This is a genomic window from Paenibacillus gyeongsangnamensis, from assembly GCF_027533625.1.
Classification (GTDB): Bacteria; Bacillota; Bacilli; order Paenibacillales; family NBRC-103111; genus Paenibacillus_G; species Paenibacillus_G gyeongsangnamensis.
In genome coordinates this window covers 66358-79609 of record NZ_JAQAGZ010000021.1, presented here as the reverse complement: position 1 = coordinate 79609, position 13252 = coordinate 66358, and the positions used below count along the sequence as shown (strand labels likewise).

13 protein-coding genes are annotated in these 13252 nt (G+C 50.0%); all 13 read left to right on the top strand.

What is annotated here, in order from left to right:
* Positions 1 to 17: 17 nt before the first annotated feature.
* The 13 genes from O9H85_RS27520 to O9H85_RS27460 all read left to right on the top strand — a co-directional run bounded on the left by O9H85_RS27520 (position 18) and on the right by O9H85_RS27460 (position 13148).
* Positions 18 to 944, top strand: a complete 927-nt coding sequence (locus O9H85_RS27520) for a carbohydrate ABC transporter permease (protein ID WP_409348214.1) — start codon at positions 18 to 20, stop codon at positions 942 to 944.
* Entirely contained in the window at positions 945 to 1784 is an 840-nt protein-coding gene (locus O9H85_RS27515; RefSeq protein ID WP_269884616.1) for a carbohydrate ABC transporter permease, read from the top strand.
* Between the two features lie 3 nt (positions 1785 to 1787).
* Entirely contained in the window at positions 1788 to 2963 is a 1176-nt protein-coding gene (locus O9H85_RS27510; protein WP_269884615.1) for a GNAT family N-acetyltransferase, read from the top strand.
* Between the two features lie 112 nt (positions 2964 to 3075).
* On the top strand, positions 3076 to 4116 hold the full coding sequence (locus O9H85_RS27505) for a LacI family DNA-binding transcriptional regulator (protein WP_269884614.1): 1041 nt from the start codon (positions 3076 to 3078) through the stop codon (positions 4114 to 4116).
* 161 nt (positions 4117 to 4277) lie between these two features.
* Positions 4278 to 4481, top strand: a complete 204-nt coding sequence (locus O9H85_RS27500; protein WP_269884613.1) for a sugar phosphate isomerase family — start codon at positions 4278 to 4280, stop codon at positions 4479 to 4481.
* Between the two features lie 99 nt (positions 4482 to 4580).
* Positions 4581 to 4841 carry a hypothetical protein gene (locus O9H85_RS27495; RefSeq protein ID WP_269884612.1) on the top strand — a complete coding sequence of 87 codons (261 nt, stop codon included), beginning with the start codon at positions 4581 to 4583 and terminating at the stop codon, positions 4839 to 4841.
* Between the two features lie 72 nt (positions 4842 to 4913).
* Positions 4914 to 5933, top strand: coding sequence for a Gfo/Idh/MocA family protein (locus O9H85_RS27490; protein WP_269884611.1), 1020 nt, complete (start codon positions 4914 to 4916; stop codon positions 5931 to 5933).
* A 44-nt stretch (positions 5934 to 5977) separates the two neighbouring features.
* Positions 5978 to 6787, top strand: a complete 810-nt coding sequence (locus O9H85_RS27485) for a sugar phosphate isomerase/epimerase family protein (RefSeq protein WP_269884610.1) — start codon at positions 5978 to 5980, stop codon at positions 6785 to 6787.
* Between the two features lie 95 nt (positions 6788 to 6882).
* Positions 6883 to 7791, top strand: a complete 909-nt coding sequence (locus O9H85_RS27480) for an ABC transporter permease (protein ID WP_269884685.1) — start codon at positions 6883 to 6885, stop codon at positions 7789 to 7791.
* A 1-nt stretch (position 7792) separates the two neighbouring features.
* Positions 7793 to 8686, top strand: a complete 894-nt coding sequence (locus tag O9H85_RS27475) for a carbohydrate ABC transporter permease (RefSeq protein ID WP_269884609.1) — start codon at positions 7793 to 7795, stop codon at positions 8684 to 8686.
* Positions 8687 to 8723: 37 nt separating this feature from the next.
* Entirely contained in the window at positions 8724 to 10292 is a 1569-nt protein-coding gene (locus O9H85_RS27470) for an extracellular solute-binding protein (RefSeq protein WP_269884608.1), read from the top strand.
* 57 nt (positions 10293 to 10349) lie between these two features.
* Positions 10350 to 11441 (top strand): Gfo/Idh/MocA family protein, encoded by a 1092-nt coding sequence (locus O9H85_RS27465; RefSeq protein WP_269884607.1) that lies wholly within the window; start codon positions 10350 to 10352, stop codon positions 11439 to 11441.
* Between the two features lie 165 nt (positions 11442 to 11606).
* Entirely contained in the window at positions 11607 to 13148 is a 1542-nt protein-coding gene (locus tag O9H85_RS27460) for a type 2 periplasmic-binding domain-containing protein (RefSeq protein ID WP_269884606.1), read from the top strand.
* Positions 13149 to 13252 lie beyond the last annotated feature (104 nt).

The window sequence follows — 13252 nt, the reverse complement described above, 5'->3', positions numbered from 1 at the left end:
ACGGTCCGAAGACAGCGATCAACCCGTCCGTCGTTGACGGCAAAGCCAAATTGTTGACGGGATGGAAACGGGATTTAGTCGGATATGCTTATATTTCGCCCTGGCTTCTTGGCTTTCTATTATTTGTAATCGGCCCCATGGCGGCTTCCCTCTACTTGTCTTTTACAGACTACAACATGCTGTCCGAGCCGCATTGGATCGGCTTGCGCAACTACATCACGATGTTTACCGACGATCCGAGATATTGGACGGCGCTCAAGGTGACCTTCAAGTTCGTCCTTATTTCGGTTCCGCTTAAGCTTGCGTTTGCCTTGTTTATCGCCGTATTATTTAACGGCAAACATAGGGGGCTCAGCGTATACCGGACCGCTTATTATATTCCTTCGATCATTGGCGGCAGCGTCGCCGTGGCCGTGATGTGGAGACAGCTGTTCGGCGTGGACGGGGCGATAAACAGCGTTTTGGTTCACTTCGGAGTCGAACCGAAAAATTGGATTGCAAGCCCCGATTATTCGCTATGGACACTCATCCTTCTCGTAGTCTGGCAGTTCGGCTCCCCAATGCTTATTTTTCTGGCCGGGTTAAAACAAATTCCAACGGATCTTTACGAATCGGCAGCGGTGGACGGAGCCGGCCGGACCAGGCGGTTTTGCAGCATTACGCTCCCGATGCTCACCCCGGTTATTTTTTTTAATTTGGTTATGCAGACGATCGACGGCTTTATGACCTTTACCCAAAGCTTTCTTGTTACGCAGGGCGGCCCGCTGGACAAAACGTTGTTTTACGCCTTGTACCTGTACCAGAAGGCGTTCGGCGGCACTTTCAGCATGGGATATGCGTCGGCTATGGCCTGGATTTTATTGCTGATCGTCGCCGCCTTTACCGCATTCATTTTCAAGTCGTCTTCCGCTTGGGTTTATTATGAGTCGACGGAGGATAAGTAGATGGCCAAAAGCGTCCAAAGCATCGTTTATCATTCGTTCGTCTCGATTTTGGGATTGTTCATGCTTTACCCGGTGCTGTGGACACTGGCCAGCTCCCTCAAGCCTGAGAGCGAAATATTCGTGAATTCCGCCAGCCTGATTCCATCCCATATGGAATGGAAAAATTACCTCGAAGGCTGGGCGGGCTTCGGCACCGTAGGCTTCAACGTGTTTTTTCGCAATTCGGCGATCGTAACCTTCGTGACCGTGGCGGGCACCTTATTTTCTTCAACGCTCGTTTCATACGGGTTTGCCCGCCTGAAATTCAAATATAAATCGGCTTTATTCGCCTGCTTGCTCGCCACGATTATGCTTCCAGGCCAAGTCACGTTGATTCCGCAGTATATTTTGTTTCACAAAATGGGATGGGTAAACACCTTTTTGCCGCTCGTCGTACCGGCGTTTATCGGCGGGGTGCCGTTCTTTATTTTCCTGATGATTCAATTCATCCGGGGAATCCCCAAAGAGCTGGATCAGGCTGCGGTCATTGACGGCTGCGGCACATTCGGCACGTTCCGGCATATCGTGCTTCCCTTGACGATGCCGGCGCTGGCGACAGTATCGATATTTTCCTTCTATTGGACATGGACGGATTTTATGGGGCCTCTGATTTATTTGAATAAGCCGGATTTGTATACGGCTTCTTTGGGCCTCAGGATGTTTGCGGATCCGTCGTCGGTAACGGCATGGGGGCCGATGTTCGCCATGTCCATGCTATCTCTGCTTCCGGTTTTTATCATTTTCTTATTCTGCCAAAAGTATCTTGTCCAAGGTATTGCGACGACGGGACTGAAAGGATAACAAATGACGAAACGAGAACATGCGGATCAAGTGCCCGAAATACGCCGGGTGCGCGAAGAGGATATGCCGCTGGCCGTCCGGCTGGCGGACTCGGTGTTCAGAGACTATGATCCGGACAAGAAAAGCTTCGCAAAGTCTCATCCCCTGTTATTCGCTCCCGGACTATGCCAGTCGTTTGCAGCCTTCATTGACGGAAGGCCGGTTTCTTTTGTGGGACTGGTGCCTTCTATCGTCCGCATTGGAAGCGCGCGGATCCATTGCTGCTCCATCGGCGGGGTTTGCACCCATCCGGATTACCGGGGCAGAGGCTATGCCGGCCTTATCCTTCAGCGCGTTATGGACCATATCGACCGGGCCGGCGCTTCACTGCTCCTCGTGTCCGGAAACCGTACCTTGTATCAAAGAGCGAATTGCTTCGAATTCGGTTCATTCCGCAACTATACGTTGGACTGCGAGCAGTCGGCGCAATTAATGGCGCAAAACCTCGCAACCGGCATCACGATACGGGAGGCGGATGCCGCGGATTGGTTCGGCCTGCGCAATGCCGCAGCGACCAGATTGAACGCGTTCGAGCAGAGCTTGTGGGATCTCGCGCTGCTGATCGAAGCCGAGCCTGCGGGTTCGCCTATGAAGCAGCATCATAAAGTGCTTGCGGCCGAAAGGGACGGAGCCATCCGGGGTTTCGCCGTAATCGGCGTTCCTTACGCGAATGCGGCCGTCGTACCGCGCGCATTCGAATGGGCAGGCGAAGCTCCGCTCGTTGCCTGTCTGTTTGCTGAAGCGCTGCAGCGGTACAACATGAGCGAGCTTACGGTACCCGTAGCATGGCATGAAGCTCAATTAAGCGATTTGTTGGCGCGTGCCGGCATTCGCTCAGCGGAGGGCAACAACGTCGGGACGATTCACATCGTTCGTCCGGAGCGTCTGATTGAGCAGCTGCAGCCTTACTTTCAACAAATCAGTACGGAAGCGGCCGGCAATTTGAGAATAGAAGCGTCTGAGGATGGAACGACCCGTGTGCACGTTAAAGGTGGAGCGGCAAATTTGGATGCTCAAGCTCTTGTTGCGCTGATGTTCGATAAGGAGCCGGAGATAGATTTGGATGAGGATGTGCTCTGCTCTCTTTGCTCGCTTTTTCCAATACCGTTTCCTTATACGGGCGGGCTGAATTATGTGTAGCTTGCACTTCAAAGTGCGGCTTTGGAACGGAGGGAGCACCGAAACTGACGATTTATTCTCGTTGCCGTTTTGATTTTTATTGAGGAAAATATGTCTACAAGGCGGGGGATGTATGCGAAAATCCGTGACGATACTCGATATTGCCAAAGTTGTCAACGTTTCTCCCGCAACGGTTTCCCGCGTGTTAAGCAACAGCAATTATCCGGTGAGCGCCGAATTGAGAAGAAAAATTAAATCGGCGGCCAAGGAATTGAACTACACTCCCAACTTGCTCGGCAGACAATTAAAAACGAATAATTCCATGACAATCGGCATTATCATCCCCTCAATCAGCAACCCCTTCTATTCTTCAATCGTGCTGGGCGTTGAAGAAATCGCTCGCGCTAACAGCTATCAGGTTCTGCTCTGCAATTCGCACCAGAACGTAAACTTGGAAAAACAATTTTTGCAAACGATGCTGGAAAAACAGGTAAAGGGTGTCATCATTTCGTCCATCTCGGCGGAAAAAAATTTCCTGCGGCAATTTTCCGATAAAGGGATTTGCGTAATCTCCATTGACCAGCATCGGGAGGGTGAGGACATTTATCAAATCAATTACGATTACAGAAAGGGCGGGTTCATGGCCGCAAATCACTTTGTAGAATGCGGGCACACTAAAATTGCTTTTGTAACGGCTCCGTTGGACCGCCCTAGCCGGATTCATATGTTTCGAGGATTTCGCGATGCATTACGGGAGTCGCGCATCCTTTTTAAGGATTGTTACCTGCAAATTTCGGAGACGCAAGAAAGCACGAATTACAACAGTAATTTTGAGTTTGACAACGGGAAGAGGCTAGCCCGGCAGCTGATGGAGCTTTCCGAGCGGCCGACGGCGGTTCTTGCCTGCAATGATTTGACGGCTTTGGGCTTCATTTATGAGCTTAATCTGCTTGGCATCCGGGTACCGGACGATGTCTCGGTCATCGGCTTTGACAATATCGATTTTTCCAACATTTCCATGCCCCCGTTAACGACCGTAGATCATCCCAAATATGAAATGGGGAAGTTTTCATGCAGCATGTTGTTTCAAGTGTTAAACGGGGAGAACGTTAACGTCACGGAAATCGTGCTGCAGCCGAAGCTTGTGATTCGAAGTTCGGTCCGGGTATTGTAGAGCAAAAATGGTTTATTTTGTGGAGAACGGGCAAAAATTGCTTAGCCCGGCAATTATTTTTTCTATATGATGAAACCAACCAAGGCGAAATGATCGGCTGTAAGCAGAAAACGTTTTCTATCACTCCGCCGTTTCATAAGTACCGTGGGAGAGAGGGAGGTATGTCCGTTCATCAGATTATGAAGAGCGATTGTATTATCTCCTGCGTTCCGTACAAAGTAAAAGCGGACGCCATTCGAGCGACTTTGGAAGAAGCGGTCACTCCTGCGATTCCGGCCACCATCCTTAAAACCCACCCGAACTGGTCCCTGTATTTGGATCAGGCGTCCGCTTCGGAAATTCAGGGTCGATCTCGTGCAATTTGAATGGGACGGGGAACGCATTCGTGTTCTGAAAACGTATATGCAGGGAAGAGAAGCGTACGGTAACGAGCACTGATTCGGGCTGAATTGGAGGACGCGAGGATGATTTGGGATCGGTTGGGGATCATTACGGATGAAGTATCGGCGAATGTGTCCGAAGCATTGGACTGGATTGCCGGGTGCGGACTGAGGCATGTGGAAATAAGAACGGTGAACGGCCGCAACGTAATGGATTTGACGAACGAGGAGATAGGCGATCTAAGGGAGCGGATTGAGCGGAGAGGGCTCTATGTATCGGCAATTGCTTCAGATTGCCGGACGGCTGAACAACCCATTACATACCCGAAGGCGGGACGGCTATAGAAGGCTCTGCGATGACGCTGAACGGGCTGCGCGGCTTGTTGCAATCCGGTTCAGACACAGGGGGATGAGAGGATGCCAACAATCCGGTTTGCCGTATTGGGGACGGGAATGGTCGCTCGCGTGCACGCCGACGCCATTCGCTCGTTGCCGGAGGCGGAATTGACGTACGTCTACAGCCGAACGGAGGAGGCCGGACAAAGGTTTGCCGAGGCTTACGGATGCCGCCGCAGCACCGATCTTGAAGCCGTTCTGGGATCCGCGGAGGTCGATGCGGTAGCCATATGCACGCCCAGCGGAACGCACGCCGATTATGCGATACAAGCGGCACGCCGCCGCAAGCATGTATTGGTGGAGAAGCCTCTCGACATCACGCTCGAAAACGCCGACGCAGCCATTCAAGCATGCGCCGGCAACGGCGTAAAGCTTGGCGTCATTTTTCAATTGCGGTTCATGAGCGAAGCATTAAGAGCCAAGAAGCTGTTGGACGATGGGATGATAGGCAAGCTGATCGAAGCCGACGCTTACATGAAATTCTATCGGCCTGAAGCGTATTACCGCAACAGCACGTGGAAGGGCACGCATCGACTGGATGGCGGCGGCAGCCTTATGAATCAAGGGATTCACGGAATCGACCTGCTGCTGTGGCTGGCCGGTCCCGTTCAGTCGGTATCGGCCCGCGTAAGGACCCTAAAGCACGAAATCGAAGCGGAAGATACGGCGGCAGCCGTCGTGCAGTTTCGGAACGGCGCGATAGGTGTCATCCAAGGAACGACCTCGGTTTATCCCGATCACCCGCAGCTGCTCGCGTTTCACGGCACGAACGGGACGCTGGAGCTTGCCGGTACGGAGGTTCCGTACATCCGCAATTTGAATGTGCAGGATCGCCCGGAGCTGAACATCCTGAGTTCGCAGCCGCCCGATGACCATCTGGGAGAAGCGCATCGACTGCAATTCCGGGATTTTATCCAAGCTATCAGGGAGAACCGCTCCCCGCTTATAGACGGCAAAGAAGGCAGAAGAGCATTGGAGCTCGTGACAGCGATCTACGAATCCTCGAAATACAATCGAACGGTGCGGCTCGACGAGCCGTAAACCGGCCCCGTTTGCAAACTATACGACCGAAAGGAAGATGAGCAGTGAAAATCGCCTTTACAACACTAGCTTGCCCGGAATGGACCTGGGAAAAAATCGTGGACGAAGCGGCCGGATTGGGCTACGACGGAATTGAAATTCGCGGCTTGGAGGGGGAAATGTCTTTGCCCAAATGCCGTCCGTTTCAGCCGAAAAACATCGAGGCAACGATCCGGCAGCTTAAAAACAAAGGATTAGAAATTTGCTGCTTGGATACTTCTTGCATGTTTCACGATCCGGACAAATTCGACGCAGCCGTCGAAGAAGGAAAGGCTGCGATCGATCTGGCGCAGCAGCTCGGTACGCCGTATGTTCGCGTGTTCGGAGACAAGATTCCCGATCCGGCCGGCAAGCAGGACACGATCGACCGGGTTGCCCGAGGATTGCAGAGTTTATGCCGTCATGCCTCCGGAAAAGGCGTGACCGTATTGCTGGAAACGCATGGGGACTTCTCCGACTCCCGCGACGTGCTTTCCGTTGTTTATCAAGTAAATGACGACGCTTTCGGAGTACTATGGGATATCAACAATCCGTACAAATACAAAGACGGCGAAACGATGAAAGAAACTTACGAACGACTCGGAAACTACATAAAACATACGCATATTAAAGATACGCTGGGTCACGGTCAAGCGGAGAACATAAGGTTAGTCGGTCAAGGCGATGTCCCGATCGGAGAGTGTATCGCAAAACTGCGAGAAAATGGGTACACGGGATGGTTGTCGTTCGAATGGGAAAAAAGATGGCATCCGTCCATTGAAGAGCCTGAGATTGCTTTGCCCCAGTTTATCGAATATATCAAGCAATTCGTCTAAACGAGCACACCGCGCCCATCATACGGCAGCCGTCTAATCGATCTTTCCAAAAAAAAAACATGGAGTAAACGGGGAGGTTGCTCGGCGTGAACCTAATGGCCGGATTTAGCTGGAAAAGCGTAAAAAAGAACAAGTTTTTATATCTTTTGGCGCTGCCCGGGCTTATTTACTTTATCCTGTTCAAATATGTGCCGATGTGGGGGATACTGATCTCATTTCAGAACTATTCGCCTTACACCGGATTTTGGCACAGCAACTGGGTGGGCTTCGAGCATTTCCGGCGGCTGTTGTCGAGTCCCGACTTCCTTCTGCTGTTTCGAAACACGATGGCCATCAATTTGCTCAATCTGCTCTTTTTCTTTCCTCTGCCCATCCTGCTGGCGCTGTTGTTAAACGAACTCCGATCGTTCCTGTATAAAAAAGTCGTGCAGTCCATCATTTATTTACCGCACTTCTTATCCTGGGTCATCATTGTCGGCATCAGCTTTTTGATGCTCTCGAAATCGGACGGAATCGTCAATATGGTGCTGCAGAGCGCCGGGCTGGCAAAAATCGACTTTTTGACGAATGCGAATTTGTTCTGGATTGTGCTCACGGCTCAATCCATGTGGAAGGAAGCCGGTTGGGGAACGATCATTTTCCTGGCCGCTATCGCCGGCGTCGACCCTCAGCTGTACGAAGCTGCCAAAATCGACGGGGCGGGCCGTTTCCGCCAGACGTGGCACGTCACACTACCGGCGATCCGTAACGTCATCATCATTTTGCTCATTCTGCGCATCGGTCAAATTATGGAGGTCGGGTTCGAGCAAGTGTTTTTGATGATGAACGGGGCCGTATCCGATGTAGCGGACGTTTTCGACACTTACGTGTTCAGGCTTGGGGTAAGGCAGGGGCAGTTCAGCTTCAGCACAGCGGTCGGATTGTTTAAATCATTGGTCGGCCTGATCCTGGTCATCGGTGCGAACCGCTTGGCCAAACGTTACGGCGAAGAGGGAGTATATTGAGATGAGGACGGGCGTAAAGGGCTTACGGGGCGATCGGGTTTTTAACGCGGTCAACGTGACGGTATTGGCCATCATATCTTTGATAACCTTGTTTCCGCTGTATTACGTGTTCGTCGTTTCGTTCGTTTCACCTTCCGAATACATACGCGAAAACGGGTATATTTTGTTTCCGAAAAGCTGGACGCTGGATTCGTACCGATACCTGCTTTCCACCCAAGCGTTTATGAAATCGATGGGTGTGAGCGCGTTTCTGGCTACCGTCGGAACTTGCTGCAGTTTACTAGTGACATCCGGTCTGGCATACGCCTTGTCGCGAAAGCGGTTTGACGGCAGACGCGCGATCATGATGCTGATTTTGCTGACAATTTTGTTTAATCCGGGCATCATTCCGCCTTATTTGCTGGTGCGCCAGCTTCATTTGATCAACAGTATATGGGCGCTCATCTTACCGGTGCTTACGAACGGCTGGTATGTGCTGCTGATGAAAGGCTTTTTCGACAGCATCCCGCCGAGTCTCGAGGAATCGGCAAGAATAGACGGGTGCAACGACATCTCCGTCTGGATCCGGATTATTTTGCCGTTATCGCTTCCTTCCTTGGCCGCTTTCGGGCTGTTTTACGCGGTGTCGTATTGGAACACGTTTTTCTCGGCCATTTTGTATATTAACGACTTCAACAAATGGCCGCTTCAGGTGCTGCTGCAAAATATGCTGATCGATTCTTCGACGGCGTCGGGAGGAGAGGTTGCCGCCGAGATTATGGCTGAACAGCGTCTTCCGCCCCAGACGTTAAAGATGGCGGCTGTAGTCATCTCGACCGTGCCCATTTTGCTGGTGTATCCGTTTCTGCAAAAGCACTTCGCCAAAGGGGCCTTGGTCGGTTCCGTGAAGGAATGAAGCACGAAACAAGAACACTTTTAGGGAGAGAATGCTATTGAAAAACAAGAGGCTTGTATCGGTATTAACAGTTGTAGTCTTGTTGTTTTCAGCATTGTTAGCCGCCTGCAGCGACAGCACCACATCATCGCAAAGCCCTAAATCGGATGCCTCCAAGTCGTCCGGCGGAACGGATCAACCGAAAACGGACAATACAGAGCCGCCGCTCAACATCAGCATTATGACTTTGTTCTATACCACAGAACCGCCGGGGAAAGACAACGTCATCGTGAAGGAGGTTGAAAAACGTACCAACACGAAGCTGAACATTACTTGGGTTTCCCCGAACAACTACCGGGATAAGGTGGATGTCACGTTAGCGTCCGGCGATATCCCCGATCTTATGCTGACGGACGATCCGTTCTATCCGCAGGTTAGGATTTTGGCTTCGCAAGGAGCGTTGTGGGATCTGACTCCGTATATCAAGGATTACCCGAATTTGGCGAGATTTCCTGCGGAGAGCTGGAACAATACGAAGATGCAGGACGGAAAAAACTACGGCATCCCCCGTGTCAGGCCGGTGGAGGGCGGAGGCTTTTTAAACATCCGAAAGGATTGGCTCGATAAATTGAATTTGAAGGTTCCGCAAACGATGGATGAGCTGTATGCCGCTTTGAAAGCGTTCGTCGCTAATGATATGAACGGCAACGGGAAGAAGGATACGCTCGGCTATGCCGGCTACGTTGCCCCGGATTCGATGGGGGCTTTCGGGACATGGACCGAAAACGTGTTTAACCAGACTAACGGAGCCTGGAAGCTACAGGACAACAAGCTCGTTAACGTAAACTTGCTTCCCGGCACAAGGGAGTCGCTGGTATGGCTAAGCAATGCCTACAAAGATAAAATCATTCCCGAGGATTTTGCGGTATTGAAGTATGACGACATGCTTAATCTGACTAAGTCGGGAAGAACGGGCAGCTTTACGGAAACCGTCAATACGGCCTGGCCTTCCACGATGGAGCTAAGAAAAACGAATCCGAACGCCGATTTCCTGCCGCTCGTTTCGCTCAACGGCTTCGTCAACCGCGATTCAGGCTACTTCGGAATGTTCATCATTCCTAAAACCGTGCCCGAGAAAAAAATGAAACAGCTGCTGAAATTCATGGATTACGGCGCTTCCGACGAGGGGCACGATTTGGCATGGTACGGCTTTAAGGATGTGCACTATACGGAGAAGGACGGCATCAAATTTTTGACGGATCAGGCGCGGAAAGATATTGTGGCCCAGCAGGCTTTCGGCCAAATTTTCGGTAAATACGATAAATATCAACGCGCCTATGAGAGCGGGATGCCGAAGGACGTATATGACAGGAACGTAAAAATCATAGATGAAAGGACCAAAATCAGCCAGGCGAGCCCGGCCGTCGGATTGTATTCGCAAACGATGCTGGAAAAGGGCATGGAGCTGAACAAAAAAATTCAGGATTTAAAAGTGAAAGTCATTATGGGGAAACAGCCGATTAGCGCGTGGGACGACTATGTGAACAAATTGAAGACGGATCCCGATATGATCAAAATCACGAACGAGATTAACGATTCATACCAAAAACGCGTTTCCGGTAAGTGATGGTTGGGGTGCCCTATTGACATGATTACATATGGAGAAGAGGAGAGGATGAACGCCATGAAACAAGTAAAGGCAGCCATTATCGGACAGGGCCGAAGCGGCCGGGATATCCACGCATTTTCGCTTAGCAAGATGTTGGACCGGTATCGCATCGTAGCGGTGAGCGATCCGCTTGAAGAACGACGCATCAGGGCGGAACAGGAATTGGGCTGTCAAGCTTACGCCGATTACCGGGACTTGTTCGAAAGGGACGATGTAGATTTGATCGTGAATGCGGCTCCCAGCCATATGCACGTCCCTATTACGCTGGAAATTTTGAATGGCGGTTTCCATGCACTGTGCGAAAAACCTCTGACCCGTAGAACGGAACATGTGGATCTGTTGATCGAGGCTGCCGAAATATCCGGAAAAACGTTGGCCGTATTCCAGCAATCCCGGTTTTCGCCCGCTTTTCAGCAGCTGAGGAAGGTCATCGATTCCGGTATACTCGGACGCATCGTACAGGTCAGCATCGCCTACAACGGATTTTCAAGAAGATGGGATTGGCAGACGCTTCAGGCCAACAACGGTGGAAATTTGCTGAATACGGGGCCGCACCCGGTCGACCAGGCTTTACAGCTGTTCGGCACCGACGTCATGCCGCAAGTGCTGTGCCGCATGGATCGAGCGAATACGTTTGGAGATGCCGAGGATTACGTGAAATTGATTCTTCACGGTGACGGCCGCCCTACCGTCGATGTGGAAATTTCGTCATGCTGCGCATATCCGAGCTTCACGTACAACGTGCAGGGGACAAGAGGAGGCCTGAAGGGCTCGACGTCCCACCTGGATTGGAAATATTTTATTCCTGAAGAAGCGCCTGAGCAGCAATTGATCCAAACGCCTTTGCATAAGCAGGACGGTACGCCGGCTTATTGCGGCGAGCAGTTAACATGGCACGAGAAGAGCTGGGATATTTCCGATGAAAAAGGAAGCAATCTGTTCCACACGATGGCTGAACAGTATTATTCGATGCTTTATGACACCCTGACTGCAGGCGAGCCTTTGAAGGTAACGGTACAGGAAGTCAGGCAGCAGATTGCGGTCATGGAGGAATGCTTCCGTCAAAACCCTTCTTTTGCAAGTAACGCAAATGTCGCGGTTTTGTAAAAACAGCTGTTCAAAAAAGGCCGACGACTCCTCGTAAAACAAGGCTGGAGATATATTTGAAACAAAATATGATTGGATATGAAATCAGAAGATCTGATCATGTAAAAGCGCATTCATTCTGATACCTTAATAAAGAGAAAACAATTATTCTTTGGGGGGAACGGTATGAAGAAATGGATGAAATCTACCGCAGCAATTGCGCTAACGGCTAGTCTGGTTACCGGATGCTCATCATCAGATTCTACAGCATCAACGCAGGCAAGCGGTAATTCTACGTCTGAGCATAAGGCATCTGCAGGGGCTGCAGATAAATTCAAAGAAAAGCTGAGCCTTAACTTGATGAGCATCACCTACGAAGGCGGAGGCTGGCCCGACAAGCATCCCATGATTGACTTTTTGAATAAGAAATTTAATGTTGATCTGAAATTCCAATGGGTTCCATCGGATAGCTACACGGAGAAGTTGGGTGTTCTTGCTGCCTCTAATTCATTTCCTGATGCCTTTTATATCGATATGAACAATTTTCTAAAATGGCGCGATAAAGGCGTTTTTTTGGACGTAAAACCATTGTTGGCCAATTTCTCTAATCTCACAAAAGATATCGCACCGAATACGTTCGCGATCGGCAATCCGAGTGGTAAAGTGTACGGTGTTCCTATCTACACGCCGGAAACACGCGATACATTGGTAATCCGCAAGGATTGGCTGGATAAACTTGGTTTGAAATATCCTACGACCACTGATGAATTGTATAACGTTGCCAAAGCGTTTGCCAAAAACGATCCGGACGGGAACGGCAAAGACGATACGATCGGATTCTCGACCTCTATTAGCGGGGGTACAAACTTTAACAACTTGGATTACTTGAAATTTGCATTTGGGTTGGCCAATGGCTGGAAAGAAGTTAACGGCGCCTTGGTTCCATGGCAAACACAAAACAAAGAATTGAAGGATTTTTTGGGCTATTTGAGAAAAGCATATGCCGAAGGTGTTTTAGATAAGGATTTTGCCGTAAATAAGAACAATGACCCGAGTGTAAAGGCAGAAGCTAACAAATTGGGGATCCATCAACTGGTTGCAACAGCTATTTATGCCGATGGCTCCTCCGGGAAGACGGCACCGAATGCTCAATGGATGACGGGTGCGCCACCTAAAGGCCCATCGGGTCTTCAAGGTGTTGGAACCGCATCATCCTCAAACAAAGTTGTAATTAATGCCAAGATCGATAAAAACAAGCAGGAACGCATCCTAGCCATTTTGGATTATTTAACCACACCCGAAGGGGATATCTTGAACAAGAACGGTGTAGAGGGAATTGATTATAAAAAGACGGCTGATAATAAATATGAGAAGCTGGATCAATTCGATAAAGATCGTCCTTTTATTATCGGCTTTTGGTTTTTCCGTAAAACCAATCCGTTAACGACCTTTCGTCTATGGGACGACCCCGATTATGCGAAAAGGATAAATGCGATTTTTGAAGAAAATGCCAAATATGCAAATCCTAATAAGGGGGTGGGCATCTATTCAGAGACATCTGCCAAAATCGGTACTTCACTAGATCAAAAATTGATGAGTGAAATGGTGAAGTACATCGTCGGCGAGATACCTGCTGAGGGAATTGACAAAGCAATCGATGATTGGAAAAAGAATGGCGGAGACAAGATTATTGAAGAAATGAACGCTACCTATAAATTGATGAAGTAAGGAAGCAAGGAAGCAGGATTGGATGAATGCAGTGAAGGATCACCAAGCGAGAACGTTGCCGGGTGGTCCTTTTCCATATTCAAAAACGAATGATGATGAAATGT